Below are 26,117 nucleotides of genomic sequence, written 5' to 3' on the forward strand. Positions count from 1 at the left end.
ATGACCGCAACCGACCCGGACACCCAGGTCGGGCAGGAGCTGCTGCGCTTCCCACCGGACTTCCTGTGGGGAGCGGCGACGGCCGCCTTCCAGATCGAGGGCTCGACCACGGCGGACGGTCGGGGTCCGTCGATCTGGGACACCTTCGCCGCCACGCCCGGCAAGGTCGAGGGTGGCGACACCGGCGAACCCGCGTGCGACCACTACCGCCGCTACGCCTCGGACGTCGGCCTGGTGGCGGACCTGGGCCTGGGCGCGTACCGCTTCTCCGTTGCCTGGCCCCGCGTCCAACCGACCGGCGCGGGCGTTGTCGAGGAGCGCGGCCTGGCCTTCTACGACCGCTTGGTGGACTCCGTGCTGGAGCACGGCATCCAGCCGGTCGCCACGCTGTACCACTGGGACCTGCCACAAGCGTTGGAGGACCACGGCGGCTGGCGCAACCGCGACACCGCCTACCGCTTCGCCGAGTACGCGGCCGTGGTGCACGCCCGGCTCGGCGACCGCGTGTCGGCGTGGACGACGCTGAACGAGCCGTGGTGCTCGGCGTTCCTCGGCTACGGCAACGGCATCCACGCGCCGGGCGTGGTCAACCCGTTGGGCGCACTGGAAGCCGCCCACCACCTCCTGCTGGGCCACGGCCTGGCCATCGAGGCTTTGAGGGCGCAAGCACCGGCAGATCACCGCCTGTCGATCGTGCTGAACTTCTCCTCGGTCTACGCCGACGACCCGGACCACGGGGAGGCGGTGCGCAAGGTCGACGGCCTGCAGAACCGGTTCTTCCTGGACCCGTTGAACGGCAAGGGGTACCCGGCGGACGTCGTCGAGGACACGGCCTGGCTGGGCGACTGGCGGCACGTCGTCCGCGACGGCGACCTGGAGGTGATCGCCGCCCCGATCGACTGGCTGGGCGTCAACTACTACAGCCCCGCGCGGGTCGCCCTGTCGGCGGACCCCGCGCACGTGACCCCGGGACCTTTCCCCGGTCTGCGCGGTGTGGAGCTTTTGCCGCCTAGGGGGGATTTGACCGGGTTCGGCTGGGAGATCAACGCCGAAGCCTTCACGGACCTGTTGGAACGACTGGACCGGGACGTCACCGTGCCGCTGGTGGTCACCGAGAACGGGTCGGCGTTCCCCGACACCGTGTCCGGCGGTCGGGTGCGGGACGTCGAGCGGACCAAGTACCTGGTGGACCACCTGCGGTCGGTGCACACGGCGATCGCCCGGGGCGTGGACGTGCGCGGGTACTTCGCCTGGTCCCTGCTGGACAACTTCGAGTGGGCGGCCGGGTACAGCCAGCGGTTCGGCATCGTGCACGTCGACTACACCACCCAACGGCGCACGGTGAAGGACAGCGGTCACGCGTTCGCGAGGATCGTTCGGCACAACGCGGTACCCGCCGGGGGCCACGAAGTCCGGTGAACGAACGCGGGGCTGTCCGCCGTTTTGCGGAGGACCGCCCCGCGTTCACGGGTCTACCATCGAGTCACGCGTTCTTCCGCCGGGACGAAGGTGGTTCCATGGGGCTCGAGAAAAGCGACACGCACCCCTTACCGCAGTCGGAAGTCCTTTCACCCCAACGCATCGAACAAGCCGCCCGCTCCGCCCTCCGCACCCGGGTAGCCCTGGTCGGACCCACCGGAGCCGGCAAGACGACCTTCCTCGCCGCACTCCCCATCGCCGCCGCCAAGGCGTCCTGGACCATGACCGGGCTGGACGGCGAGTCCGAACGCTTCCTGGGAGAGGCGGCCGACCTCCTGATCGGCCAGCGCGCTTTCCCCAGGAACACCAAAGGAAGACCAACGTACCGTTGGCGGATGAGCACGGAGATCACCGTCCCGGGCAGACGGTTCTTCGGTGCCACCACCCGGTCCACCCGGGTGAACCTCGACCTGACGGTCAACCACAACCCGGGCGCGTGCGACGCCGTGATCTACTTCTTCGACCCGACCCGCCCGCACCACGACCCCAACCCGTTCACAGGCCTGGGCCCGTTGCCACACCGGGTGGCGGTGTGCGTGACGAAGTGCGACGACCCGTCCGTGCGAACCAGAACCACCGGCCGCCAGCCGGCAGAGGTCTTCCACGACCTCTGCCAGACCAGCGCAGCGCACTCGGTGCGAGAAGCGATCGCACACACCTTCAAGCCCGAGAACACCCGCTACTACACGACTTCGGCAGTCGGCTTCCACGACCCAGCAGAGTCCAACGGCCACCCACACGCCATCCCCCGCCCGGTCAACGTCCTGGAACCGTTGCTCTGGCTACAACTAGGACAAACCTGACAACTCACCCCCCTGGGCTGCCGCGCGCAGCGCAGCTCTTCGGCGAAACCGGCGAGTCGGCAGTCCACCGGAGAGGACACAACCCAACTTGGGCTTCTTGCTTTTGTCATCTCCGTATGGCCTGCCCGAAGGGCTACCTGAGGGGCTAGAAGAATCTCGGACAGGCGTCTCTTTGGTTTTCAGGCCGCCTGGTTGCGCGAGAACCAGGCGGACTCTACCTCGTTCGGTGTCCGGTAGTCAATTCCGGAGTGGATTCGGATCTGATTGTAGCGTAGTTCGATATAGCCGGTGACGTCTTTGCGTGCGTGTTCGCGGGTGGGGTATTCGGTGCGGTTGACGCGTTCGTTCTTCAGGGTGCCGTTGAACGATTCGGCCCAGGCGTTGTCGTAGCAGTTCCCGGTGCGGCCCACGGAGCGGCGGACGCCGAGTTCGTCGGCGAGGGCGGCGAACTCCGCGGACAGGTACTGCGTGCCGCGGTCGCTGTGGAATATCGTCTCGCCGCGTCGGAACGGGAGGTTGCGGGCGGCCATGCGCAGCGCGTCGGTCACCAGTTCGGTGCGCAGGTGGTCGGCCATCGCGTAGCCGACGACCTTCTTCGAGTGGCAGTCCAGCACCGTGGCCAGGTACAGCCATCCTTCCCAGGTGCGGATGTAGGTGATGTCGCCGACCAGTTTCGCCGCCGGGGCGTCGGCGGTGAAGTCGCGGCGGACCAGGTCGGGCAGGGCGGCGGTGTCGCCGGCGACCGTGGTGACCGGCCGCCACGGGCGCGGCTGGCAGGCCACCAGGCCCAGCCCGCGCATGATCGTGCGCACCGTCCCGGGGTCGGCGACCGTGCCCCGGCGAGCCAGCTCGGCATGGACACGCCGGTACCCGTAGGTGCCGTCGGAGTACTCGAAACAGGACCTGATCCCGGCTTCCAGGGCCTCGCGGCGGCGGGCGGTGGCCGAGGGTTCCCGGTCGCGCCAGGCGTAGTAGCCCGACCGTGACACCTTCGACCACCGGCACATGGACGCGACGGAGTGGTTGCCTTCTTCGGAAGCGATGAACGCGTACTTCGCGGTCACTGGTGCTTCTTCGCGAAGAAGGCCACCGATTTTCCCAGGAACCGGTTCTCCTCCTCCAACTCCCGCACCCGCCGCTCCAACTCCTTCAGCCGCGCCCGCTCGTCCCCGCTCAATTCCGGACCGGTGGTGTCGTGCCCGGCCCGGAACTCCCTGACCCAGTTCCGGATCGTCTGCCCGGTAACCCCGCAGTCACGTGCCACGTCGTCGACCGGCCGGGACCTGTCGACCACTTCCCGGGCCGCCGCCTCACGAAACTCGGCACTGTAACGCCGCGACTTCTTGTGTGCCACAACCACTCCGTTCAGTCACCCCATTCTACTTTGGGTCACTGTCCGAGATTCTTCAGGCACCTCAACCGCATTTTCCAGGGGTTGCAGCCGAAAGTTTTGCGAGGAACGAGCAAAAGTTTTAGCGGCAACCCCTGGAAAATGCAGTAGGCTCCGCCAGGCCATACGGAGATGACAAAAGCAAGAAGCCCCCGCCGTTGCAGTTGAGTCATCTTTGGTGGCCTGCCCGCCGGCGAGGCTCTTTTAATCTTTGAACCGGAACGCTTCGCTCTCAAGCTGAACGCGCTGCGCGCTCTCAAGATCAAAAGCGGCGCTCGCCGCGCGGCAGGCCGCCAGCGGGGGGTGAAGGGCGTCGGTTCCCCCGCCGCATGGCCTGGCGGAGCCAACCACACTTTCGGCCGGGTGCCGCTAAATTTTTTGCTCGTCCCTCACAAAAAATTCGGCTGCACCCGACCGAAAGCGTGGTAGCCCTTCGGGCAGGCCATACGGCGGGGGAACCGAGGCCCTCCACCTGTGGTTGGGACCACCACACGCAAAAGCCGCGCTGCGCGCGCCGAAAAATCAAAGTGCGCGCTAGGCGGACTCGCGGCGCACCAGTACCGTCGGCAACACCTCTCGGCGTGCCCGGATGGGTTCCTCCCGCAGCAGGCGCATCAAGTGCGTCACCATGTGGCGCACCTGGTTGCTGGTGTCCTGCTGCACGCTGGTCAACGGCGGCACGGTGTGTGGGGCGATCATCGGGTGGTCGTCGAAGCCGACGACGGCCACGTCCTCTGGGACGCGTTTGCCCGCCTCGCGCAGGGCGTCCAGTGCGCCTGCTGCCATCAGGTCGCTGGCGACGAAGACGGCGTCCAGGTCCGGCACGCGTGAGAGCAGCGCGGCCATGGCCTTCTTGCCGCCCTCGCGGGTGAAGCCGCCGTTTTCCGTCAGCAGTTCGACGTCCGCGTCCGTGGCGGCGATCGCCGAGCGCCAGCCGGCCAGGCGGTCCATTGCCGAGTGCTCGTCCAAGGGGCCGGTGACGTGGGCGATGCGCTTGCGGCCCGAGGAGATCAGGTGTTCGGTGGCGAGTACGCCGCCGCCCTCGTTGTCGTGGTCTACCAGGTGCATACCGCGCAGCGGACCCCACGGCCGGCCCGCGTAGACCACCGGCAAGGAGAGCTTGCGCGCCAACCCGGGCAGCTGGTCGCCCTTGTGCGGGGCGAACATCAGGGCGCCGTCGACGTGGCCGCCGGCCAGGAAGCGTTCGGCGCGGGCCATGTCCTCGGGGGAGTGCACGAGCAGCAGCACCATCTGCGCGTCGGCGTCGGCCAGTGAGCGCGCGGCCGATCGGATCAGCCACGCGAAGTGCGGGTCGTCGAAGATCTTCGGTTCGGGCTCGGAGAAGACCACCGCGACCGCGCCGGTCCGCCGGGTCACCAGCGCCCGCGCGGCCTGGTTGGGCTGGTAGCCCAGGGCGAGGACCGCCGCCGTCACCGCCTCGTGCGCCTCCGGGCTCACCCTCGGCGAGGCGTTGAGCACGCGGGACGCCGTCGCACGGGACACGCCCGCCCGTGCCGCCACGTCCTCCAGCGTGGGCCGGGTGCCGGAGTGCGACTGGACGGACACGGGCACCAACTCCTCGAACGGCTCGCCGACGATTCTCAAGCTTAGCCGGACGCCACCTGCTGGGAAGCGCTCTCCGCCCGAGACGATCCGACCGACACGCGCAGCAGCCCGTCCTCGCGCCGCGACGACGCCGGCAGGCCGGCCTTGGCCGCCGTGCGCAGCAGACCGGTCTCGGCGGTCAGGCACCAGCCGACCAGCTCCCGGTACCCGGCCGCGCGGGCGGTGCGGGCCAGTGCCAGCAGCAGGCCCGTGCCGACGCCCCGGCCCTGCCACGCGTCCTCCACCAGCAGCGACACCTCGGCGCTGTCCGGTGTGGACATCGGGATCAGCTGGCCCATGCCGATGACGGCGTCCCCGCTCTGGGCGAGCACGGTCGTGCCGCGCGGCGGGGTGAGCAGGCGGTGCAGCCAGCGGCGGGGGAGGGTGCGCACGCCCGAGTGGTAGCGGTTGAACAGGGTGCCCATCGAGCACCGGGTGTGCAGGGCGGCCACGGCGTCGGCGTCGGCGACCATGCCGGGTCGCAGCACCACCGCCATGCCGTCGTCGGTGATCAGCGCGGAGGTGGTGGGCGCGCGGGTGCCGAGCAGTTCGACCAGCGCCTCCGCCCGCGCCACCTCGACCTGGGTGAACGGGGCCCAGCCGCGCCGGGCCACCAGCGTCGCGTCCGGGGTCTCCAGCCGGATCTGGTGGTCGTTGACCTCCACGTCCCCGTCCGCGACCACGACGGAGTCGGCGCCCAGCACCGTGCGCACGGCGTCGCACACCCCGCCGGGCAGCCGCATCGCGTTCCCGGCCGCCCGCAGCGCGGCGGTGGGTCCGTCCACCAGGTCGCGCATGTCGGCGGCCGTGATGCCGACACACCGGCCGCCCTCGGCGCGGACCGCGGCCACCAGGTCGGCGGGCATCAGGCCGGGCGCTGCGCGCACCACCAGCTCGTCGATCACCCCGCCGGGCACCGGGATGACCGACAGGGCCAGCACGTTGCACGAGCGTTCGGCGAGCCGGATCGTCATGCGGGCCAGCGCGCCGGGGCTGTCGTCCAGCTCGACGCGCAGGCGCCAGGTCTTCGGTGTGGACTCCATGCACCCAGGCTGACCGGGCCACGTTGCCGTGCGGGGACACCCGCGTAAACGTCCGCGTGATGGGAGTGTGACGTCGGCCGGCCGGCTCAGTCGCACTGCGGCGGCGGCAGCGGGTTGAGGGGGCCGCACGGCCACTCGGTCTTCTTGACCTTCGTCGTGGTCGGGGACGGCGGTGGCGGTGGCGGTGGTGGGGTGGTGGCCTCGGTGGTCGTCGTGGCCTGGGTGGTGGTCGTGGTCTTCGGTGCGGAGGTCGAGGCCTTGGGGGCGGACGCGCCGTCGGTGGTCGGGGTGCTCGTCGGCTCGGTCGACGTCGCCGACGTGGCCGAGCGGTTGGTGATCCACGTGGACGCGGGCGGTTCGGCCTTCTGGCCGTCGTCCACGCCGTGGATGTACACGCCCACCAGCACGCCGGTCAGCGCCGACGCCGCGACGGCCAGGCCGCACGCCGCCCACACCACCCGCACAGCCGACCCCCTCCGTCCCGACGTGAGCGGCAAGACAGTACCGCTTGATCGAGGCGGACCTACTCGGCCCACACCACCTCGACCGACTCGCCCAGCCGGTCCGCCTCCGCGGCCACGGCCTTCCGCACCTTTGCGGTCAACGAGCGGAACGGGTTCACAGTTATGCGCACCCGCGTGCCCTTGCGCTCCTGCGACCACACGCCGGCCATCAGCCCGTCCACCATCAGCACTGGCGACAGCCAGCCCTGCGGCCGGTACACCAGCTCCGGCGCGCCGCCGGTCATCAGGTGCGCGGCGTGCTTGGTGGCCGCGACGACGTACTGGTCGAACGCGGGCAGCAGCCGCACGGTCCGCACCGGTTCGGCTTCCCGCAACGCCGTTACGAGGTCGGTCCGCGCGAGGTGCGGCACGCCCTCGACGTCCACCGGCGTGAGCCGCTCGCCCAGCGCCTTGACCACCCGTCCGCCCTCGGCCGGGCTCACACCCCACCAGCGCGCGAACTCCTCCCGGGTGGCGACCCCCTGCTGCGCCCACCACCGCAGCGCGATGTCCGACACGGCGTCCGCGGGCGGCGCACCGACGTCGATCCACGTGTCCGGCCGGGTGAACCGCACCAACTGGCCCTCGCCGGGGCCGAACACGAGCCGCCCCTGGAACGACGCCGGCTTGAGGTACGCGCCCCAGCTCTCCCGCAGCTTCTCGCCGATGTGCTCGGAGGTCCGGGCGGCCACCTCGTCGGCCAGCTCCGCCCGCGTCAGCACCCGTCCCTTCAACGCCTCCGACACGCCCTCCAGCAGGGCCTGCAACTCCTCGGCGGTGATGTGGAAGTTCCGGTACCAGACCGGCTTGGTGTAGTGCCGGTAGGTCGCGAACCCGGCCTGCCACAACGGGTACTCGTCGGAGCGCAGCAGGTGCAGGGTGCCGCGCATGGACCACGTCTTGACCAGCGTCCGGTCCTCCCACAGCGCCCGCTCCACGTAGTCGCCCGGCAGCCCGTCGACGCGTGCGTGCAGCGTGGCCTCGGCGGAGGCCATCAGCTGCGCGTGCAGCCCGCACAGCTCCGACACCACGTCCAGCGCCTCCGCCGCGGGCCGCCGCACGTCCAGGCTGTGCGCGCGCGTGCGCCACGCCGCCACCCGCCCCCAGGTCAGGCTCACTCCAACCCCTTCTCGCGGACGGCGTGCTCGATGGCGGCCAGCCGGCGTTCCACCTCGACCGTGCCCAGGACGCGGGCCAGCACGAGCGCCGCGCCGGACAGCCCCGCGACCAGCACGGACCCGGTCATGTGCCACGTGGGCGCGTCACCGGTGCAGGTGAAGACGTCGCCGAACTTCTCCGACGAGCACGTCACGAACGGCACCGCCGCCAGCCCCACGCTCGCCGCCGCGATGCCGCCGAGCAGGGCCGAGCCGAACGTCCGCATCAGCGGGAACACGGCGTTGGCCGCACCGACCGCGGCGACCGCGAACAGCAGCGGGACCGGGTGCGGGAACGGGCCGAGCGCGGCGCAGCCCACCATCAGCGCCGTCACGACCACCAGCCCGGTCCGTTCACCCACCCGGCGACCCTAACCCGCTTCGACAGCGAGACGTCAGAAGTTCGTAAGGCGTTTCCGGGACTCTGAGGGGGCTCCGGTTCGTCACAGTGAGCACAAGCGACGAACCGGAAGAGGCGAGAGGTCATGTCCAAGCGGGTTGTCCTGATCGGGGTGTCGGCGGTGCTGGTGGTGGCGCTGGCGGTGGGGCTGTACCTGTTCCAGCCCTGGCGACTGGTGACCAACACGACGGCCGACGAAGCGCTGCTGGTGCCGGTGTCCACTTCGGAGACCGCTCCGGGCACCACGCCGTCGGGTGCCACGACGACGTCGGCGGCGCCGCCGGCGGGTCCGGTGGCCCTGGCGTCCGGGCCGTTCCGGTCGCTGGAGCACGAGACCACGGGCAGCGCGTCCCTGGTGCGCCGGCCGGACGGCACGCACGCCGTGCAGTTCGAGGCGCTGGACACCAGCGACGGGCCGGACCTCTACGTCTACCTGTCGGACAAGGCGTCGGATTCGCCGGAATCGGCGTTCGGCTCCGGGTTCACCAGCCTGGGCAAGCTGAAGGCCAACCGGGGCAACCAGGTCTACGAGGTGCCGGCCGGGACGGACCTGAAGACCGTCCGGAGTGTCGTGATCTGGTGCAAGAGGTTCTCCGCGGGCTTCGCGGTAGCACCGCTGGAACAAGCGTGAAACGCGGTGGAAACACACGGCGTTGGTCTATACCAAGTATAGCCTTTTCGCAGTATTGACGCATCTGGTCTAGACCACTTAAAGTGGTACTGACACAGAAACGTCCCTCGTGGATGGGCGGGCGGATGCCCCATCCACGAGGAGCCGGCTCACTGGGGTGGGCCACCGATGGCGGCGGCGCGGTACCTTCTCTCTCCCCACACCGCGTCGCCGCCCTCGGCTGCGCGCGGTTCCTGCCACACTGTGAGTGATGCTCACGAGGACCATCGCGATCCACTACGTCAAGGCGGCGCTGCGCGGTGCCCGGCGCCACGGCCACGACGTGTCCGCGCTGCTGGCCGCCGCCGGCATCCCCGAGGCGCTGCTGGCCGACGACCGCGCGCGGGTGACGCCCGCCCAGTACTCCCGGCTGATCCAGACGCTGTGGGAGGTGCTGGACGACGAGTTCATGGGCTTCGGGCCGCAGCGCAGCAAGCGCGGGACGTTCCCGACCATGTGCCTGCTCGCGGTGCACTGCTCGTCGCTGGAGGACGCCCTGCGGCGCGGCCTGGCCTTCTACGCGCTGTTCGACGTGCGGCCGGAGATGACGCTGGGGGAGCACGCCGGGGTCGCGCGGTTCACCCTGGCCGCGGACGGCATCGACGACCCGGACCGGTTCCTGGTCGAGTCGCTGCTGGTGCTGTGGCACCGGTTCTCGTCGTGGCTGATCGGCCGGCGCATCCCGCTGCTCAGGGTGGAGCTGGCCTACCCCGAGCCGCCGCACGCGGCCGAGTACCACCTGATCTTCGGGTGCCCGCTGAAGTTCGGCGCGCCGGAGACGGTGCTGGCGTTCGACACGCGGTTCCTGCGGATGCCGGTGGTGCAGGACGAAGCCGCGCTGCGCCGGTTCCTGCGCAACTCGCCCGGCGAGCTGCTGTCCCGGCGCGACTACGGCGCGGACTTCTCCAGCCAGGTGCGGCGGATGCTCGGCGGCGGCGTGGTGGGCCTGGACACCGTGGCCGCGCGGCTCGGCGTGTCCGCGCCGACGTTGCGCCGGAAGCTGGCGGCGGAGGGGACGTCGTTCCGCGAGGTGCGCGAGCAGCTGCTGCGCGACCAGGCGGTGGCGAGCCTGGTGCGGGGCGGGGAGTCGGTGGAGGAGTTGGCGTTGCGCCTGGGGTTCTCCGAGGCCAGCGCGTTTCACCGGGCGTTCAAGCGCTGGACGGGCAACAGCCCTGGCGCTTACCGGACGGGTGCTGCTACCCAGTAGGCGGCGGGCATGAGGTGCGTCCGAATGGCCGGTGTTCCGCCAAGCATTGACCAGGTTGGCTGACAGCGGGTTACTCGTTCACCAACCAGCGGGAGTCCCCGTGCCCAGACGCCTCCGGCCCCTCGCGGTCGCCGCCGTCCTGACCCTCGTCCCCCTCACCCCTGTTCCCCTGGTCCAGGCCCACGCCGCACCCGACCTGCCCGACGCGCCCGCCGCCCGGTCGGCCGTCGAGCAGCGCATCGAGACCGCCCGCACCACCCGACCGGTCGCGCCGGGCGTCGAGCTGAGCTCCTTCGACTGGTACGAGCCCGGTGACGCGGGCGGCTGGGTGCGCGGCGACGCGCTCACCGTCGACCTCACCCGGGGCACCCGCGTCGACTACCTGCACCCCGGCCACGTCACCACCGCCGAACCGCTGTCCGCGCAAGCCGCCCGCACCCGCGCGGTCGCGGCGGTCAACGGCGACTTCTTCGACATCAACAACTCCAACGCGCCCGAGGGCGTCGGCGTCCAGGACGGCCGCACGCTCAAGTCGCCCGCCGCGAACCACCGCCGGGCGGTCGGCATCGACGCGGCGGGCGTCGGGCGGGTCATGGACGTGCTGTTCGACGGCCGGATCACCCGCGCCGAGGGTACGACGACCCCGTTGCAGCAGCTCAACAGCGCGTCCCTGGCCACCGATGGCATCGGCGTCTTCACCCCGCTGTGGGGCTCCTACAGCCGGTCCCGCGCGGTTCGGGGTGCCACGAAGGTCGAGGAAGTGGTGGTGCGCGGCGACATCGTCACCGAGCACCGCGCGAGCGCCGGCGACGACCCCGTCCCGGCCGACGGGTTCGTCCTAGTGGGCCGGGAGGCCGGCGCGGACACCCTCCAGGGCTTGGCGGTCGGCGAGAAGGTCACCGTCGACTACACGACCAAGGCCCAGGACGGCAGTGCTCTGCGGACGGCGGTCGGCGGCAACCAGTTGCTGCTCAAGGACGGCCAGGTGGTCGCGCCCGACGACCCGTTGCACCCGCGCACGGCGGTCGGGTTCTCCGCGGACGGCAAGAAGATGTTCCTGCTCACCGTGGACGGCCGGCAGGCGCCCTTCCTGCTCGGCCTGAACCTCAAGGACATGGCGTCGATCCTCAAGGAGATGGGCGCGCACAACGCCCTCAACCTCGACGGCGGCGGCTCGTCCACCCTGCTCGCCCGCACCCCCGGAACGGACGCGGTGACCGTGGAGAACACGCCGTCCGATGGCGGCGAACGCCCGGTGCCCAACGGCCTCGCGCTCTACGCGCCGGAAGGCAGCGGGAACCTGACCGGTTTCTGGACCCGCACCGCGATCGACCCGCGTCGCGCCCCCGGCGCCGACACCGTGCCCGGTGGTCACCCCGAACGCGTGTTCCCCGGCCTGACCCGACGCCTGGTCGCGGACGGCTACGACGAGACCTACGGCCCGGCCCGCGACGCCGCGCACTCGTGGCACTCGACGCGGCCGTTCGTCGGGCACGTCCGCGACGGCGTCTTCCGCGGCCTCACCCCGGGCACCACGAAGGCGGTCGCCCGGCGCGGCGGGATCACCGGCGAGGTCGAGCTGACCGTCCTGGGCCCGCTGACCCGCCTGTCCGCCACGACGAACCGGCTGAGCCTGACCACCACCGGCACGTTCGGCGTGCTCGGCCACGACCCGGACGGCTTCACCGCGCCGATCGAGCCCGAGGACGTGACCCTGGACTACGACCACTCCGTCGTGGACATCGCCCCGGGTGAGAACGGGCTGTTCACCGTCACCGCGCGCCAACCCGGTGCCACCACGGTGGTCGCGCGCGTCGGGCAGCAGGAGGTGCGCGTGGCCGTGACCGTGGGCCTGGAGGAGAAGCTCGTCGCGGGCTTCGACGACGGCGCGTCCTGGACGTTCGGGTCGGCGCGCGGCTCGGGCTCGGTCACGCCGGTCCCCGACGGGCACACCGGCGCGGGCCTGAAGATCTCCTACGACTTCAGCCAGTCCACCGGCACGCGCACCGCGTACGCGATCCCGCCGAAGCCGATCGTGGTCGAGGGCCAGCCGCTCGCGCTGGGCGCGTGGGTCTACGGGCACGGGCGCGGCGAGTGGACGGCGTTCACCGTGACCGACAACGCCGGCCTCACACGATCGCTCTACGGCCCGTACATCACGTGGACGGGCTGGCGCTACCTGGAGGTTCCCGTACCCGCCAGCCTGGCTTTCCCGTTGCGCATCAACAGGTTCTACACGATCGAGACGAAGGCCGATCGCCAGTACAAGGGCGAAGTGCTGGTCGACGACATCGTCGCCAAGGTCCCACCCGCCGTCGAACTACCCCCGACGCCCTCCACCGAGGACCGGGTGGTGGTCCGCGACGGCACCGTGAACGACCGGCCGTGGCGGTTCGCGGTCATGTCGGACGCCCAGTTCGTGGCCCGCAACCCGGACAGCGACCTGGTCCGCGCCGCCCGTCGCACCCTGCGTGAGATCAAGGCCCAGAAACCCGATTTCGTCGTCGTCAACGGCGATTTCGTGGACGAAGCAGCGCCCGCCGACCTCGCCTTGGCCCACCGCATCCTCACCGAGGAGCTGGGCGACGAACTGCCCTGGTACTACGTGCCGGGCAACCACGAGATCATGGGGCCGGGCACCATCGAGAACTTCCGACGCGAGTTCGGCGCCACCAACCGGACGTTCGACCACAAGGGCACCAGGTTCGTGCTGCTGGACTCGTCCACCGGCACCGTCCGGGGCGGCGGCTTCAGCCAAGCCGCCATGCTCCGCGACGCCCTGCGCGACCACGAAAACGTCAACTCCGTCGTCGTCATGGAACACCACCCGCCCCGCGACCCCACGCCCACCAAGGGCAGCCAGCTCAACGACCGCCTCGAAGCCGACATGGTCGAGGACTGGCTGGCCGAGTTCCGCCGCACCACGGGCAAGGGCGCGATGTTCATCGGAGCGCACGTCGGCGTGTTCCACGCGTCCAGAGTGGACGGTGTGCCGTACCTGATCAACGGCAACTCCGGCAAGGCCCCGGCGGAAGGCGGCTTCTCCGGCTGGACCCTGCTCGGCGTCGACCCCCACCGCCCGGACTGGATCGCCGCCGAGATCCGCCCGCACGTCGACACCCTCACCCTGACCGCACCGGACCACCTCACCGCCGGCACCCCGACCCACGTCACCGCGACCCTCACCCAGGGCACGCGCCAAGTCCCCGTCCACTACCCGGTGAGCGCCGACTGGACCGCCTCCTCGAACGTCCACATCGGCCCGGCGACCGGCCTGCGCCCGTGGCACGCGGCCTGGCTGGACCCGGAGACCGGCCGGTTGACGACCTTCCGCGCCGCCCGCATCTCCCTGGCCGTCACCGTCAACGGCACCACCCAACGCAAAGACCTGACCGTCTCCTGGCCCGAGTGGGGTCGAAAGGTCGCCTGACCGCCTTGACGCAACCGGACGGTTGCCATAGTTTGGCAACCGTCCGGTTGCAACACGTGTGGAGGCAGTCATGGGTTTCCCCGACCGCATCGAGCGCACCGTCGAGGTCGCGCAACCGCCCGCCCGGGTCTGGGCGGCGCTCACCACGGCGGAAGGCCTGGCGTCCTGGTTCGGCGAGCGGGCGAGCATCGACCTGCGGCCCGGCGGCGAGGCCACGATGTCGTGGGACAGCGGCGACTCGGTCGAGATGCGGGTGGAGCGCGTCGAGGAGCCCTCGGTGTTCGGGTTCACCTGGCGCATGTACGGCATGCCCGAGGACGACCCGCGCCGCACGTACGTCGAGTTCACGCTCGAACCCACGGCGTCCGGCACCCGCCTGACCGTGGTCGAGTCCGGTTTCGCGCAGCTGCCCGAGAACTGCCACGGCAAGGCCTACGACGCCCACAGCCAGGGCTGGAAGAGCGAGCTGGGCCAGCTCGTCGACCTGCTCGATGCGGCCTGACGCGGAGGCGGTCGCCGAACAGGTCTTCACCGCCCTGGCCGACCCGACCCGGCGGTCCATCCTGGCCGCCCTGGCCTCGGGCGGCCCCGCCACCGCCACCGACCTGGCCGACCGCCTGCCCATCACCAGACAAGCGATCGCCAAACACCTGGCCCTGCTGGCCGAAACGGGCTTGGTCACCCCCGAACCCGGCGAACGCCGCCGCGTCCGCTACCGCCTGGACTCCGCGCCAATGCAAGTGGCCCAACAGTTCCTGGCCGCCCTGGCACGTGACTGGGACGGCCCCTTGGCCGCCCTCAAGAACCACTTGGAGAACCAATGAGCAGCTTCACCACGGCCTACACGGTCGCCCAAACCCCCGCAGAAGTCTTCAACGCCGTCACCAACGTCTGCGGCTGGTGGTCCCAGGACGTGGAAGGCCCCACCGACGAACCAGGTGCCGAATTCACCTACCACTACCAAGCCCTCCACCGCTGCCGCATAAGGATCACCGAGCTCACCCCTCGCACGATCTCGTGGCAGGTGCTGGAGAACCACTTCGCCTTCACCGAGGACCAGACGGAGTGGGCCGGCACGACCATCACGTTCGACATCACCGAAACCCCGGAAGGCACACGCCTCACCTTCACCCACCACGGCCTGCTCCCGGCCCACGAGTGCTACACGGTCTGCGACAACGCATGGCGCTTCTACATCGGCACCAGCCTGCACAACCTCATCACCACCGGCCAGGGCAACCCCAACACCGGCGAAACCAACCACGTCCCGCCGTTGGCGAGCGTCTGATGAAGACGCCGCCGATCGTCACCGCGCAAGAGTGGGAAGCCCACCGCCAAGCCTTGCTGGTCAAGGAAAAGGAACTGACCCGCGCCAAGGACGCGCTAGCCGCCGAACGCCGCCGAATGCCCTGGCTGGAAGTGACCAAGCCGTACACCTTCGACACGGCGTCAGGCCCCAAATCCCTCCTGGACCTCTTCGAGGGCCGCCGCCAACTCATCGTCTACCGAGCCTTCATGGACCCAGGCGTACACGGCTGGCCCGACCACGGCTGCAAGGGCTGCTCGATGGTGGCAGACCAAGTAGCCCACCCGTCCCACCTGCACAACCGCGACACCACCCTGGCCTTCGTCTCGAGGGGAACCCAGCCGGAGTTGGAGCGCATCAAGGCCAGGATGGGCTGGTCCCTGATCCCGTGGCACACCATCACCGACGACTTCGACACCGACTTCGGCGTCAACGAATGGCACGGCACCAACGCCTTCATCCGGGAGGGCGACCAGGTCTACCGGACGTACTTCATCAACAACCGAGGTGACGAGTCGATGGGCGGCACCTGGTCCTACCTCGACATCACCGCCCTCGGCCGCCAAGAGACCTGGGAAGACTCCCCGGAGGGCTACCCCCAAACCCCGCCGTACCAGTGGTGGACCTGGCACGACGAGCCCACCACCTGACCCACACCAGCAGTCCTCGGCAAGTCGCCAGTCCACCCCTTTGCCGAGCGGCAGTCCACCCGCTTTGCCGGGTGGCAGTCCACCGGAGGGGACACAACCCAACTTGGGCTTCTTGCTTTTGTCATCTCCGTATGGCCTGCCCGAAGGGCTACCACAGATTTCCCCGGGTGCAGCCGAAAGTTTTTGCGAGGAACGAGCAAAAAGTTTTAGCGGCACCCGGGGAAATCTGTGGTAGGCTCCGCCAGGCCATACGGAGATGACAAAAGCAAGAAGCCCCCGCCGTTGCAGTTGAGTCATCTTTGGTGGCCTGCCCGCCGGCGAGGCGCTTTTAATCTTTGAACCGGAACGCTTCGCTCTCAAGCTGAACGCGCTGCGCGCTCTCAAGATCACAAGCGGCGCTCGCCGCGCGGCAGGCCGCCAGCGGGGGGTGAAGGGCGTCGGTTCCCCCGCCGTATGGCCTGGCGGAGCCAACCACATTTTCCAGGGGTTGCCGCTAAAACTTTTGCTCGTTCCTCGCAAAACTTTCGGCTGCAACCCCTGGAAAATGTGGTAGCCCTTCGGGCAGGCCATACGGCGGGGGAACCGAGGCCCTCCACCTGTGGTTGAGACCACCACACAAAGCGCGCTGCGCGCGCCGAAAAGCGGAAAGCACGCGCGGCGCGTGGAAAGGTCTTCGCCTGGCACGACGGGGAGCCGTGCCAGGCGAAGGTCAGCTCAGAACTTCTCGCCCTTGGCGGCCCGCTCGCGCAACGACGCCGTGGGACGGAAGCGCTCGCCGTACGTGTCCGCCAGGTAGTCCGCCCGTTCCACGAACTCGCTCAGCCCGTACGAGTTGATGAACTGCAGCGTCCCCCCGCTCCACGGGGCGAACCCGAACCCGAACACGCTGCCCACGTTCGCGTCGCCCACCGACCGCAGCACGCCCTCGTCCAGGCACCGCACGGTCTCCAAGGACTGGATGAACAGCAACCGGTCCTCGACGTCCTGCTCGGTCACCCCCGCGTCCGCGCGCCCGTAGCGCGCCAGGCCCGGCCACAGGTACTTCTTGCCGCCCTCCGGGTACTCGTAGAACCCCGCACCTCCCGACTTCCCGGTGCGTCCCTCGGCGACCAGTTCCTCCAGCACCTTGAACGCCGGGTGGTCGCCCAGGATGCCGGCGCCGGCCGCGTCGTCGGCCAGCGTCTGGTCGCGGATCTTCAGTTGCAGGGTCAGGGTCACCTCGTCGGACACCGCCAGTGGCCCGACGGCCATGCCCGACCGCTTGGCCACGTTCTCGATCAGCGCCGGTTGCACGCCCTCGGCCACCATCGACACGGCCTCGGTGACGTACGTGCCGAACGTCCGGGACGTGTAGAAGCCCCGGCTGTCGTTGACCACGATCGGCGTCTTCCCGATCTGCAGCACGTAGTCGAACGCCCGCGCCAGCGTCTCGTCGGACGTCTGCTCGCCGACGATGATCTCCACCAGTCGCATCTTCGGCACGGGTGAGAAGAAGTGCAGGCCGATGAACTTCGTCGGGTCCTTCACCGCCCCGGCCAAGCCGGTGATCGGCAGCGTGGACGTGTTGGACGCGATCACCGCGTCCGGCAGGGCCGCCGCCTCGGCTGCCGGCAGCACCTTGTTCTTCAGTTCGCGGTTCTCGAAGACGGCCTCGATGATGAGGTCGCACCCGGCCAGGTCGTCGTCGGAGTCGGTCGGTGTGATGCCGGGGTTGCCCGCCGCACCACGGGTGGCGGCCTCCAGGGTGACGTCCTTCAGCACCACCTCGATACCGGCCTTGGCCGACACCTCGGCGATCCCGGCGCCCATCATGCCCGCGCCCAGCACGCCGACCTTGGTCACCTTCGAAGCGTCCACACCGGACGGACGGGACCCGCCGGCGCCGATCTCGTTGAGCTGGAACCAGAAAGTCCCGATCATGTTCTTGGCCACCTGCCCGGTGACCAGCTCCACGAAGTACCGGCCCTCGATCTTCAACGCCGTGTCGAAGTCGACCAAAGCACCCTCGACGGCCGCCGCCAGGATCTTCTCCGGCGCCGGGTACACGCCATGGGTCTTCTTGCGCAGCACGGCCGGGGCCGCCGCCAGCAGGCTGTACACGTTGGGGTCGCCGAACTTCACGTCCGGCACGGTGTACCCAGGCTGGTCCCACGGCTGGACGGGGGACGGGTTGGCCTTGATCCACGCCCGCGCCTGGGCGATCAGGTCCTCCCTCGAGGACGCCAGCGCGTGCACGATCCCGGCCTGCAACGCCCGCTGCGGGCGCAACTGCTTGCCCTCCATCAGCAACGGCAACGCCGGCTGCACGCCCAGCAAGCGCACCATCCGCGTGACGCCACCGCCACCGGGCAGCAGGCCCAGCGTCGCCTCGGGCAGGCCGAGCTTGATGCGGTCGTCGTCCAGCACGACCCGGTGGTGGCAGGCCAACGCGATCTCGAACCCGCCGCCCAGCGCGCTGCCGTTGATGGCCGCCACGACCGGCTTGCCCAGCTTCTCCAACCGGCGCAGCTGACCCTTCATGTCCTCCAGGAAGCCCAGCGCCTCAGGGGCGTTCTCCGGCGTGACCTGCACCAGGAGGTTCAGGTCGCCGCCGGCGAAGAAGGTCTTCTTGGCCGACGTCAGCACCACGCCGGCGATCTCGTCGCGAACCGCCTCGACCTGGGCGACGGCCTCGCCCATCGCCTGGTGGTACTCGGCGTTCATGACGTTCGCCGAGCCGGACATGTCCATGGTCAGCGTGACGATGCCCTCGTCGTCGCGCTCGAAGTGGATGGCCATCAGATCCTCTCGATGATCGTCGCGATGCCCATGCCGCCGCCCACGCACAGCGTGGCCAGGCCCCGGCGCAGGTCCCGGCGCTCCAGCTCGTCGAGCAGGGTGCCCAGGATCATGCAGCCGGTCGCGCCCAGCGGGTGGCCCATGGCGATCGCGCCGCCGTTGACGTTGACCTTGTCGTCGGGCAGGTCCAGCTCGCGCTGGAACTTCAGCACCACCGACGAGAACGCCTCGTTGATCTCGAACAGGTCGATGTCCTCCACCGACAGCCGCGCCTTCTCCAGCGCCTTGCGCGCCGCCGGGGCCGGGCCGGTGAGCATGATCGTCGGTTCGCTGCCGACCACGGCCACCGACACGATCCGGGCGCGCGGGGTCAGGCCCAGCTCGCGCCCCGCCCGCTCGTTGCCGATGAGCATGGCCGCCGCGCCGTCCACGATCTGCGACGAGTTGCCGGGCGTGTGGACGTGGTCGATGCGCTCGACGGTCGGGTAGCGGTCGATGGCCACGGCGTCGAAGCCCAGGTCGCCGTGGAACTGGAAGGACGGCTTCAGGCCGGCGAGGCCCTCCAGCGTGGTCTCCGGGCGGATGGCCTCGTCGTAGTCCAGGACGACCGTCCCGTTCTGGTCCACGACCGGGACCAGGGACTTCTCGAAGTAGCCCTTGTCCCGCGCCAGGGTCGCCCGCTGGTGGGAGCGCAGCGCCCACGCGTCCACGTCCTCGCGGCTGAAGCCCTCCAGGGTGGCGATCAGGTCCGCGCTGATGCCCTGCGGCACGAAGCTCGTGCGCAGGTTGGTCTCCGGGTCGGCCGCCCACGCGCCGCCGTCCGAACCCATCGGCACGCGCGACATCGACTCCACGCCGCCCGCGACCACGAGGTCCTCGAACCCGGACGCGACCTTCGCCGCGGCCAGGTTCACCGCCTCCAGGCCGGACGCGCAGAAGCGGTTGAGCTGCACACCCGCCGGGCGCAGGTCCCACCCGGCCGCCAGCACGGCGGTCCGGGCGATGTCCGAGCCCTGCTCACCGACCGGCGACACGACCCCGAGCACGACGTCGTCGACCGCCGACGTGTCCAGGTCGTTGCGCCGCGCCAGCGCGTCGAGCACCCCGGAGGCCAGGGTGATCGGCTTGACGCTGTGCAGCGAACCGCGCTTTCCCCTGCCACGCGGTGTGCGCACCGCGTCGAAGATCAAGGCTTCGCTCATGCTCCCACGGTAGGCAGCGGGGACGCCCAAGCCCATGACCGCACGAGGTGACTTATTAGCTCACGGCGAGCTGCATCACCTCGCTGTCGCCGGACCCGTCGCCGGAGAACCCGAGCCGCTCGTAGAGCCGCCGGGCGGCGTGGTTGCCGCGGAAGACGCGCAGCTGCACGCGCCGCCACCCGTGCTCCCGCGCCCAGGCCACCACGTCCCGCACCAGGGCCTCGCCGACGCCCCTCTTCCGGAACGACGGTTTCACCCACATGGAGTACAGGTAGAGCACATCGTCGTGGTCCTCGTGGGGCACCCCGGCCACGAGTCCCACGGGATCCGGTGCTTCGGCCACCACTTTCACACCCCACTTCGGGTGCAGCAGCTCGCGCCACCGGTCCTCGTCGTAGTCCCGCTCCCGGGACAGGGTCGAGCCGAACGCCTGCGGGTCGCTGGCCAGCGCGGTGAGCCGCAAGTCGCGCCAGGTGGCCCAGTCCCCCGGGGACAGCCTGCGGAGCTTCATGACCGCAGTGTTGCGCACGACCCTGACATTTGCGCTCACGATCTCCGCGCGACTGTGGGTGCGGCGGTCATGGCGGGTGGCGGCCGGCGGTGGGACCGTCGAGGCATGCCTACTCGCCGTTCACCGTGGATGACGGACGACCTGGACCAGTTGCGCCAGCTCGCCAGGACGTTCTTCGAGAAGGAATCGGTCCCGAACCACGAGCGCTGGGCCGCGCAGAAGCACGTGGACCGGGAGTTCTGGACCAAGGCGGGCGAACTGGGCCTGCTGTGCCTGTCCATCCCGGAGGAGTACGGCGGTGGCGGCGGCACTTTCGCGCACGAGGCCGTGCTGCTGGAGGAGCAGGCCCGCGCGGGGGACAGCGCGTGGGGCAACAGCGTGCACAGCGGCATCGTGGCCCACTACATCAACGCCTACGGCACCGAGGAGCAGAAGCACCGCTGGCTGCCCAAGCTGGCCAGCGGCGAGTCCGTGGGCGCGATCGCGATGACCGAGCCCGGCGGCGGGTCGGACCTGCAGAACATCAAGACGCGGGCCACCCGGCACGGCGACGAGTACGTCATCAGCGGCTCGAAGACCTTCATCACCAACGGCGCCCAGTGCGACCTGGTCATCGTGGTCGCCAAGACCGACCCCAGCCAGGGTGCGACCGGCATCTCCCTGCTGGTCGTCGAGACCGCCGAGACGCCCGGGTTCCGGCGCGGCCGGGTGCTGGACAAGATCGGGCTGAAGGGCCAGGACACCGCCGAGCTGTTCTTCGACGACGTCCGCGTGCCCGCCGACAACCTGCTGGGCTCGTCGGAGGGGCAGGGCTTCATCCAGCTCATGCAGCAGCTCCCGCAGGAACGGCTGATCATCGCCGTGGCGTCCATCGCGGGCATCGAGGCCGCCGTGGACCTCACCGTGGACTACGTCAAGGACCGCACGGCGTTCGGCCGGGAGCTCATCAAGTTCCAGAACACCCGGTTCACCCTCGCCGAGTGCGCCACCGAGGCCCGCGTGACCAGGGCTTTCGTGGACGAGTGCATCGAGGCGCACCTGGAGGGCAAGCTCGACGTGCCCACGGCGGCGATGGCCAAGTGGTGGTCCACCGAGCGGCTGTGCCGGGTCGTGGACGAGTGCGTGCAGCTGTTCGGCGGGTACGGCTACATGACCGAGTACCCCATCGCCCGCGCCTGGGCGGACGCCCGCGTGCAGAAGATCTACGGTGGGACGAACGAGATCATGAAGGAAATCATCGCGAGGTCGCTCTAGTGGGCGGGCCGCTGGCGGGGTTGAAGGTCGTCGAGCTGGCCGGGCTCGCGCCCGCGCCGTTCGGCTGCATGGTGCTCGCGGACCTGGGCGCGGACGTCGTCCGCGTGGACCGGGTGTCCGGCGGGCTGGAGGTGCCCGGGGACGTGCTCGGGCGCGGGCGGCGGTCCATCGGCGTGGACATCCGGCGGCCGGAGGGCGCGGAGCTGGTGCTCAGGCTGGTGGAGCGCTCCGACGTCCTGATCGAGGGCTTCCGGCCGGGGGTCACCGAGCGGCTGGGCATCGGGCCGGCCCAGTGCCTGGCGCGCAACCAGCGGCTGGTCTACGGCCGGATGACCGGCTGGGGCCAGGACGGGCCGCTGGCCGACCGCGCGGGCCACGACATCAACTACATCGCCCTGGCGGGCGCGCTGGAGCCGATCGGGCGGGCCGACCAGCCGCCGACCGTGCCGCTCAACGTCATCGGCGACTTCGGCGGCGGCGGGCTGCTGCTCGCGCTGGGCGTCCTGGCGGCCCTGTACGAGCGGGAGCGGTCCGGGCGGGGGCAGGTGGTGGACGCGGCCATGGTGGACGGCGCGGCGCTGCTGACGACGTTCCTGCACGGCATGAAGGCCGCCGGGGCGTGGGGCGGGCCGCGGGGCACGAACCTGCTCGACGGCGGCGCGCCGTTCTACGACGTTTATGCCACAGCGGATGGAAAGTACGTCAGCGTCGGCGCGTTGGAGGAGAAGTTCTACGCGGAGCTGCTGGTGTTGCTGGGGTTGACCGAGTCGGACGTGCCGAGCCGGCACGACCCGGCCCAGTGGCCCGCGCTGCGGGCGCGGATCGCCGAGGCGGTGGCCACCCGGACGAGGGACGAATGGGCGGCGCTGGCGCAGGGGAGTGACGCGTGCCTGGCGCCCGTGCTCGCGCCCGAGGAGGCCCCGGCGCACCCGCACAACCGCGCGCGGGGACGTTCGTCGAGGTAGGGGGCTTGGCCCAGCCCGGTCCGGCGCCGCGCTTCGACCGCACCCCGGCCGGGACGCCCGCCGCGCCGCCCTCGGCGGGGCACCACACGGACGAGGTCCTGGAGTCACTCGGACTGGGTGCGGCCGATATTGCGGAACTGCGCCGGTCCGGTGTCGTGGGTTGATGCGAAAAGGGTGCGACAAATCGCCGGGAGTGGTGCCGGGAAATGGGACGGCCGTACCTCGGCCTAATGACACACGGTGCGTGCGTCGCGCAAGTGGGTGATGTGCGCAGTGATGTGCTGGGGGTGCGCCCGGGATGTGCTGACGATGTGCGGAACCTCGGTGGTGTCGTGCCTGGGGGGTGGGGGCGAGTGGCCCGCACCCTGGACATCGGCGGGCGCCGCGGGGCTCTTGATCGGCCGTTCGGGTGATGTGGGTCACCGCGTACCCGTGGCAGCGTGCCTCCCTCTACACCCGGTCGTGGGATCACGGCGGGTTCCGGGCTCATCGTCCGGGTGAATGAGGGACCATGTGGGGGAACCGGCGGGCGCGCGGCCCGCCGCCGCGCACCTGTGAACGGACGGAGAGGCACCAGTGAACGTCAAGAAGGTGGTCACGCTGGCGGCCGTCGCGCTGCTGCTGTTCCTCCTGATCACCCAGCCCGACCAGTCCGCCGAGGCGGTGAAGACCGCCCTCGGGTGGCTGCGCCAGGGCGCCGAGTCGATCATCACGTTCGTCCGGAGCCTGTTCAACTAGTCCACCTCACGTAGTCCCCCTGGTCTGCTCACCATCCGTGACGGTCGGCCTCCTCCGTTGGACCGTCCGGGTGGAATGAGGGCTATAACGCGCTGGTAACAGGGTTTTCGACAAACCGGGGTCTAGCGGTTGTCGGTACCCGCTAATACGGTGCGCTGCATTGGCTGATCTTCGACCGACGAGGAGGCAGAATGGTCGAGGACTCCGGAGTCGACGAGCTGCTGCGGCAGTGGGCGGCCGAGCGCTCGGACGACGCCGAGCTGCGCGAGGTGAACCGGATCAAGGACGAGTGGCTGGCCGAGGCCCCGCCGTCCGCGCCGGGCATCCCCGTCCAGCGGGCGAACGGCGGGCCGCGCGGCCTGGTGAAGGTCGAGTCCGCGGACCCGGCCTACGTCGCGGCGATGCGGAAGCGGGCGCCCGAGGTGCCCGAGGTCCTGCTGGCCGCGGCGGCGAGCTACTGGCAGCTCGTGGGCGACCTGTCCGAGGCGGAGGCGTGGTGGGACGCGGGCATCAGCCCGTTGGACCAGCGGGCCCTCGACTACCGGGCCGCCGGGCTCACGCCCGCCGACCTGGGACGTCGGCTCGGACCGATGACGGTGCTCCAGCACCTGCGTCGGGGCAGTGCGGCGGCCTGGTGCGTGGCCAGGTTGCAGCGGCAGCGCCGGGACGGCGTTGCGTGATGTCGGGCGCGCCACGCGCGAGCGTGGCGCAGCGCAAGTGCGTCGCGCGGTGAGGGCGCGGCGTGGTCGGGACTAGCGTGAACCGGGAGGGCGGGCTCCTGTGCGGGGAGCCCATCCCGGCTGAGCGTCACCTTGTCGGTGGCTCGAAGTACCCTTGAGTCGTGCGCAGCGGTCTCATCACCCCCAAACGTGTGGCGATCGCCGTTGTGTGCTTGCTCTCGCTGGTGGTGTGCTGCGGATTGGCCTACTGGCAGTGGGAGCGGTTCTCCGAGGCCGGTGGCACGTTCCAGAACCTCGGGTACGTCTTCCAGTGGCCCCTGTTCGGGCTCTTCCCCGCCTTCATGGTGTGGCGGATGCGTCGACTGGCCGCCCAGCGCAAGGCCCAGGACGCGGCGCAGGTCACAGCGCAGGAGCCGGTGGCCGCGCCGTCCGAGCCGGTCGTTACCGTGGAGCCCGTCAGGACACCCGCGCACGACGACGAGGACGACGAGCTGGCGGCCTACAACCGCTACCTCCGGGACCTGAACGCGCGGGACCAGCGGTGAGCGAAGGCGGTCGGTAGGGCGATGAGCGGTGCGTTGGGCCGGTTCCGGTTCATGGCTTACGTGGTCGGTGTGGGCCTGCTCCTGCTCGTGACCGCGATGCTGGTCAAGTACCTGGGCGACTACGACGGCATGATGAAGGTCGTCGGCCCGGTGCACGGCTTCCTGTACGCGATCTACCTCGTCATCACGGTCGACCTGGCGCTCAAGGCGCGCTGGTCGCTCAAGGGCACGGCCCTGGTGCTGCTCGCGGGCACGATCCCGTTCGTGTCCTTCTACGCCGAGCGCAAGGTCGTGGAGAGCGTCCGCCTCGAGCGGGCACTGTGAGCGTGTCCGTGTTGACCGGGCCGACCAGGCACAACTAGCGTCTGGCGGTACCAACTGAACACGGCCGTCGATGTCGCGCGGGAGAGTCCCCGGTCCCGGGGCGCCGAAGGAGCAACTCCTCCCCGGAATCTCTCAGGCACAGCTACCGCCCGACGAAGGCAACTCTGGAAAGCAGGCGCCCGGCGCCTCGCCCACGGTGCAAGCCGCGCCCCCGCCGACGTGCGGGACCGCGGCGAAGCTCTCAGGCTCATGACAGAGGGGGAGGCTCACTCGAACGAGGAGTCTCGATGGACCGTGTCATCCTTCGTAGCGGCAGGCCGACCCACCCGGTCGGCGACCCTGCCGTGCCCGCCTTCAGGGAGGACCCCGTGGAAACCCGTCGGACGCCGCTGCACGCCGAGCACGAGGCGCTGGGCGCCCAGTTCACCGACTTCGCGGGCTGGCGGATGCCGCTGCGCTACGACAGCGAGCTGGCCGAGCACCACGCCGTGCGCACGTCGGCGGGCCTGTTCGACCTGACCCACATGGGCGAGATCGTCCTGACCGGCCCGGAGGCGGGTGCCGCGCTGGACTTCGCGCTGGTCGGCCACGCGAGCGCGATCGGCGTGGGCCGCGCCCGCTACACGATGATCTGCCAGGCCGACGGCGGCGTGGTCGATGACCTGATCGTGTACCGGACCGGTGACCAGGAGTACCTGGTCGTGGCGAACGCGTCCAACGCGGCGGTGGTCTTCGCGGCCCTCCAGGAGCGCGCTGAGGGCTTCGACACGACCGTCGAGGACAAGTCCACGGACTACGCGCTGCTGGCCGTGCAGGGGCCGAAGGCGGTCGCCATCCTCGAAGGCCTGACCGAGACCGACCTGGGCACGGTCAAGTACTACGCGTCCTACCCGACCGAGGTCGCCGGCAAGCCCGCGCTGCTCGCCCGCACCGGCTACACCGGCGAGGACGGCTTCGAGCTGTTCCTGGACCCCGCCGACGCCCCGCACGTGTGGCAGGCGCTGCTGGAGGCCGGTCAGCCGCACGACCTCAAGCCCGCCGGCCTGGGCTGCCGCGACACCCTGCGCCTGGAGGCCGGGATGCCGCTGTACGGCAACGAGCTGAGCACGTCCCGCACGCCGTACCACGCCAACCTGGGCCGCGTGGTGAAGCTGGACAAGCCCGGTGACTTCGTCGGCCGCGAGCCGCTGGCCAAGGTCGCCGAGGCGGGCGTCGAGGCCAAGCTGGTCGGCCTCAAGACCGAGTCCCGCCGCGCGCCGCGCCACGGGTACGCCGTGCTGGACGCCGACGGCACCCCGATCGGCGAGGTCACCAGCGGCGCGCTGTCCCCGACGCTGGGCTACTCCGTGGCGATGGCCTACGTGCCGCCCGCGCACGCCGAGCCCGGCACCAAGCTGTCCGTCGACGTCCGGGGCAGGCAGGAGCCCGTGCAGGTCGTCGCGCTGCCGTTCTACAAGCGCAACTCGTAGGGAGAAAC

Annotated in this window: 24 protein-coding genes, 1 pseudogene and 2 riboswitches; of the genes and pseudogenes, 16 read left to right on the top strand and 9 right to left on the bottom strand. The window is 70.3% G+C overall.

Translation table 11 applies throughout. From position 1 onward, the window contains the following. Both DFJ66_RS32785 and DFJ66_RS32790 read left to right on the top strand, forming a co-directional pair. Entirely contained in the window at positions 1–1,419 is a 1,419-nt protein-coding gene (locus DFJ66_RS32785) for a GH1 family beta-glucosidase (RefSeq protein WP_121227007.1), read from the top strand. A 98-nt stretch (positions 1,420–1,517) separates the two neighbouring features. Beyond that, positions 1,518–2,282, top strand: coding sequence for a hypothetical protein (locus tag DFJ66_RS32790; RefSeq protein WP_121227010.1), 765 nt, complete (start codon positions 1,518–1,520; stop codon positions 2,280–2,282). A gap of 179 nt (positions 2,283–2,461) precedes the next feature. On the opposite strand, the gene DFJ66_RS32795 is transcribed toward DFJ66_RS32790, so the two are convergent. The 6 genes from DFJ66_RS32795 to DFJ66_RS32820 all read right to left on the bottom strand — a co-directional run bounded on the left by DFJ66_RS32795 (position 2,462) and on the right by DFJ66_RS32820 (position 8,342). After that, positions 2,462–3,636, bottom strand: a protein-coding gene (locus DFJ66_RS32795) for an IS3 family transposase (protein WP_121227012.1) whose coding sequence is annotated in 2 segments (ribosomal slippage) — positions 2,462–3,381 and positions 3,381–3,636 — 1,176 coding nt in all. Because the reading frame shifts where the segments join, the coding sequence is not laid out codon by codon here. Between the two features lie 570 nt (positions 3,637–4,206). Next, the gene (locus tag DFJ66_RS32800; protein ID WP_121232078.1) at positions 4,207–5,238 is read right to left on the bottom strand and encodes a LacI family DNA-binding transcriptional regulator; all 1,032 of its coding nucleotides are present in this window, start codon (positions 5,236–5,238) and stop codon (positions 4,207–4,209) included. 41 nt (positions 5,239–5,279) lie between these two features. Then, entirely contained in the window at positions 5,280–6,320 is a 1,041-nt protein-coding gene (locus DFJ66_RS32805) for a GNAT family N-acetyltransferase (RefSeq protein ID WP_121227014.1), read from the bottom strand. A gap of 86 nt (positions 6,321–6,406) precedes the next feature. Next, the gene (locus DFJ66_RS32810; RefSeq protein ID WP_121227016.1) at positions 6,407–6,784 is read right to left on the bottom strand and encodes a hypothetical protein; all 378 of its coding nucleotides are present in this window, start codon (positions 6,782–6,784) and stop codon (positions 6,407–6,409) included. 59 nt (positions 6,785–6,843) lie between these two features. Next, positions 6,844–7,941 (bottom strand): winged helix DNA-binding domain-containing protein, encoded by a 1,098-nt coding sequence (locus DFJ66_RS32815; protein WP_121227018.1) that lies wholly within the window; start codon positions 7,939–7,941, stop codon positions 6,844–6,846. Beyond that, positions 7,938–8,342 (bottom strand): hypothetical protein, encoded by a 405-nt coding sequence (locus DFJ66_RS32820; RefSeq protein WP_121227020.1) that lies wholly within the window; start codon positions 8,340–8,342, stop codon positions 7,938–7,940. The genes DFJ66_RS32815 and DFJ66_RS32820 overlap by 4 nt, the downstream gene beginning before the upstream one ends. Positions 8,343–8,465: 123 nt before the next feature. Here DFJ66_RS32820 and DFJ66_RS32825 point away from each other — a divergent pair, with 123 nt between their 5' ends. The 7 genes from DFJ66_RS32825 to DFJ66_RS32855 all read left to right on the top strand — a co-directional run bounded on the left by DFJ66_RS32825 (position 8,466) and on the right by DFJ66_RS32855 (position 15,643). After that, complete coding sequence (locus DFJ66_RS32825; RefSeq protein WP_211351393.1) at positions 8,466–9,011, top strand: DM13 domain-containing protein; 546 nt, start codon at positions 8,466–8,468, stop codon at positions 9,009–9,011. A gap of 250 nt (positions 9,012–9,261) precedes the next feature. Next, positions 9,262–10,257, top strand: a complete 996-nt coding sequence (locus tag DFJ66_RS32830; RefSeq protein WP_121227022.1) for an AraC family transcriptional regulator — start codon at positions 9,262–9,264, stop codon at positions 10,255–10,257. Positions 10,258–10,357: 100 nt separating this feature from the next. Further along, a complete protein-coding gene (locus DFJ66_RS32835) occupies positions 10,358–13,687 on the top strand; it encodes a phosphodiester glycosidase family protein (protein ID WP_121227024.1) in 3,330 nt (1,109 codons plus the stop codon). 70 nt (positions 13,688–13,757) lie between these two features. Next, positions 13,758–14,189 carry an SRPBCC domain-containing protein gene (locus tag DFJ66_RS32840; RefSeq protein ID WP_121227026.1) on the top strand — a complete coding sequence of 144 codons (432 nt, stop codon included), beginning with the start codon at positions 13,758–13,760 and terminating at the stop codon, positions 14,187–14,189. Continuing rightward, positions 14,179–14,511: an ArsR/SmtB family transcription factor gene (locus DFJ66_RS32845; RefSeq protein WP_121227028.1), complete on the top strand. Its 333-nt coding sequence runs from the start codon at positions 14,179–14,181 to the stop codon at positions 14,509–14,511. Before DFJ66_RS32840 ends, DFJ66_RS32845 begins: the two co-directional genes overlap by 11 nt. Next, positions 14,508–14,975: an SRPBCC family protein gene (locus tag DFJ66_RS32850; RefSeq protein WP_121227030.1), complete on the top strand. Its 468-nt coding sequence runs from the start codon at positions 14,508–14,510 to the stop codon at positions 14,973–14,975. Before DFJ66_RS32845 ends, DFJ66_RS32850 begins: the two co-directional genes overlap by 4 nt. Continuing rightward, positions 14,975–15,643: a DUF899 domain-containing protein gene (locus tag DFJ66_RS32855; protein ID WP_121227032.1), complete on the top strand. Its 669-nt coding sequence runs from the start codon at positions 14,975–14,977 to the stop codon at positions 15,641–15,643. The genes DFJ66_RS32850 and DFJ66_RS32855 overlap by 1 nt, the downstream gene beginning before the upstream one ends. A 714-nt stretch (positions 15,644–16,357) precedes the next feature. Here the strand turns inward: DFJ66_RS32855 and DFJ66_RS32860 are convergent. From DFJ66_RS32860 to DFJ66_RS32870, 3 genes are read right to left on the bottom strand one after another with little or no spacing between them, the layout of a single operon-like run. Then, entirely contained in the window at positions 16,358–18,421 is a 2,064-nt protein-coding gene (locus DFJ66_RS32860) for a 3-hydroxyacyl-CoA dehydrogenase NAD-binding domain-containing protein (RefSeq protein WP_121227034.1), read from the bottom strand. Next, complete coding sequence (locus DFJ66_RS32865; RefSeq protein ID WP_121227036.1) at positions 18,421–19,623, bottom strand: acetyl-CoA C-acetyltransferase; 1,203 nt, start codon at positions 19,621–19,623, stop codon at positions 18,421–18,423. The genes DFJ66_RS32860 and DFJ66_RS32865 overlap by 1 nt, the downstream gene beginning before the upstream one ends. Positions 19,624–19,678: 55 nt before the next feature. Continuing rightward, positions 19,679–20,134: a GNAT family N-acetyltransferase gene (locus DFJ66_RS32870; RefSeq protein WP_121227038.1), complete on the bottom strand. Its 456-nt coding sequence runs from the start codon at positions 20,132–20,134 to the stop codon at positions 19,679–19,681. Between the two features lie 105 nt (positions 20,135–20,239). Between DFJ66_RS32870 and DFJ66_RS32875 the strand changes: the two genes are divergently transcribed. The 7 genes and pseudogenes from DFJ66_RS32875 to gcvT all read left to right on the top strand — a co-directional run bounded on the left by DFJ66_RS32875 (position 20,240) and on the right by gcvT (position 26,109). After that, the gene (locus DFJ66_RS32875; RefSeq protein ID WP_121227040.1) at positions 20,240–21,388 is read left to right on the top strand and encodes an acyl-CoA dehydrogenase family protein; all 1,149 of its coding nucleotides are present in this window, start codon (positions 20,240–20,242) and stop codon (positions 21,386–21,388) included. After that, a pseudogene (locus DFJ66_RS32880) lies at positions 21,388–22,517 on the top strand (CaiB/BaiF CoA transferase family protein). The gene DFJ66_RS32875 and the pseudogene DFJ66_RS32880 overlap by 1 nt, the downstream one beginning before the upstream one ends. 412 nt (positions 22,518–22,929) lie before the next feature. After that, positions 22,930–23,091, top strand: coding sequence for a hypothetical protein (locus DFJ66_RS43095; protein ID WP_170199802.1), 162 nt, complete (start codon positions 22,930–22,932; stop codon positions 23,089–23,091). A gap of 191 nt (positions 23,092–23,282) precedes the next feature. Further along, positions 23,283–23,771, top strand: coding sequence for a helix-turn-helix transcriptional regulator (locus DFJ66_RS32885; RefSeq protein WP_121227042.1), 489 nt, complete (start codon positions 23,283–23,285; stop codon positions 23,769–23,771). A 161-nt stretch (positions 23,772–23,932) separates the two neighbouring features. Further along, a complete protein-coding gene (locus DFJ66_RS32890; RefSeq protein WP_121227044.1) occupies positions 23,933–24,316 on the top strand; it encodes a hypothetical protein in 384 nt (127 codons plus the stop codon). Positions 24,317–24,337: 21 nt separating this feature from the next. Next, the gene (locus tag DFJ66_RS32895) at positions 24,338–24,640 is read left to right on the top strand and encodes a DUF3817 domain-containing protein (RefSeq protein ID WP_121227046.1); all 303 of its coding nucleotides are present in this window, start codon (positions 24,338–24,340) and stop codon (positions 24,638–24,640) included. A 68-nt stretch (positions 24,641–24,708) separates the two neighbouring features. After that, positions 24,709–24,798: riboswitch (glycine riboswitch) on the top strand. Between the two features lies 1 nt (position 24,799). Next, a riboswitch (glycine riboswitch) is annotated at positions 24,800–24,903 on the top strand. A 105-nt stretch (positions 24,904–25,008) separates the two neighbouring features. Then, positions 25,009–26,109 (top strand): glycine cleavage system aminomethyltransferase GcvT, encoded by a 1,101-nt coding sequence (gcvT, locus tag DFJ66_RS32900; protein WP_246029990.1) that lies wholly within the window; start codon positions 25,009–25,011, stop codon positions 26,107–26,109. Positions 26,110–26,117 lie beyond the last annotated feature (8 nt).

Origin of the sequence: Saccharothrix variisporea, assembly GCF_003634995.1 — a bacterium.
In the GTDB taxonomy this organism is placed as follows: Bacteria; Actinomycetota; Actinomycetes; order Mycobacteriales; family Pseudonocardiaceae; genus Actinosynnema; species Actinosynnema variisporeum.

What these genes read in the sequence shown, in the direction of transcription:
- DFJ66_RS32805 (WP_121227014.1), bottom strand. Translation starts at nt 6,320, where the DNA reads ATGGAGTCCACACCGAAGACCTGGCGCCTGCGCGTCGAGCTGGACGAC.
- DFJ66_RS32785 (WP_121227007.1), top strand. Translation starts at nt 1, where the DNA reads ATGACCGCAACCGACCCGGACACCCAGGTCGGGCAGGAGCTGCTGCGC.
- DFJ66_RS32830 (WP_121227022.1), top strand. Translation starts at nt 9,262, where the DNA reads ATGCTCACGAGGACCATCGCGATCCACTACGTCAAGGCGGCGCTGCGC.
- DFJ66_RS32885 (WP_121227042.1), top strand. Translation starts at nt 23,283, where the DNA reads ATGGTCGAGGACTCCGGAGTCGACGAGCTGCTGCGGCAGTGGGCGGCC.
- DFJ66_RS32855 (WP_121227032.1), top strand. Translation starts at nt 14,975, where the DNA reads ATGAAGACGCCGCCGATCGTCACCGCGCAAGAGTGGGAAGCCCACCGC.
- DFJ66_RS32875 (WP_121227040.1), top strand. Translation starts at nt 20,240, where the DNA reads ATGCCTACTCGCCGTTCACCGTGGATGACGGACGACCTGGACCAGTTG.
- DFJ66_RS32850 (WP_121227030.1), top strand. Translation starts at nt 14,508, where the DNA reads ATGAGCAGCTTCACCACGGCCTACACGGTCGCCCAAACCCCCGCAGAA.
- DFJ66_RS32860 (WP_121227034.1), bottom strand. Translation starts at nt 18,421, where the DNA reads ATGGCCATCCACTTCGAGCGCGACGACGAGGGCATCGTCACGCTGACC.
- DFJ66_RS32790 (WP_121227010.1), top strand. Translation starts at nt 1,518, where the DNA reads ATGGGGCTCGAGAAAAGCGACACGCACCCCTTACCGCAGTCGGAAGTC.
- DFJ66_RS32895 (WP_121227046.1), top strand. Translation starts at nt 24,338, where the DNA reads ATGAGCGGTGCGTTGGGCCGGTTCCGGTTCATGGCTTACGTGGTCGGT.
- DFJ66_RS32840 (WP_121227026.1), top strand. Translation starts at nt 13,758, where the DNA reads ATGGGTTTCCCCGACCGCATCGAGCGCACCGTCGAGGTCGCGCAACCG.
- DFJ66_RS32845 (WP_121227028.1), top strand. Translation starts at nt 14,179, where the DNA reads ATGCGGCCTGACGCGGAGGCGGTCGCCGAACAGGTCTTCACCGCCCTG.
- DFJ66_RS32825 (WP_211351393.1), top strand. Translation starts at nt 8,466, where the DNA reads ATGTCCAAGCGGGTTGTCCTGATCGGGGTGTCGGCGGTGCTGGTGGTG.
- DFJ66_RS32865 (WP_121227036.1), bottom strand. Translation starts at nt 19,623, where the DNA reads ATGAGCGAAGCCTTGATCTTCGACGCGGTGCGCACACCGCGTGGCAGG.
- DFJ66_RS32870 (WP_121227038.1), bottom strand. Translation starts at nt 20,134, where the DNA reads ATGAAGCTCCGCAGGCTGTCCCCGGGGGACTGGGCCACCTGGCGCGAC.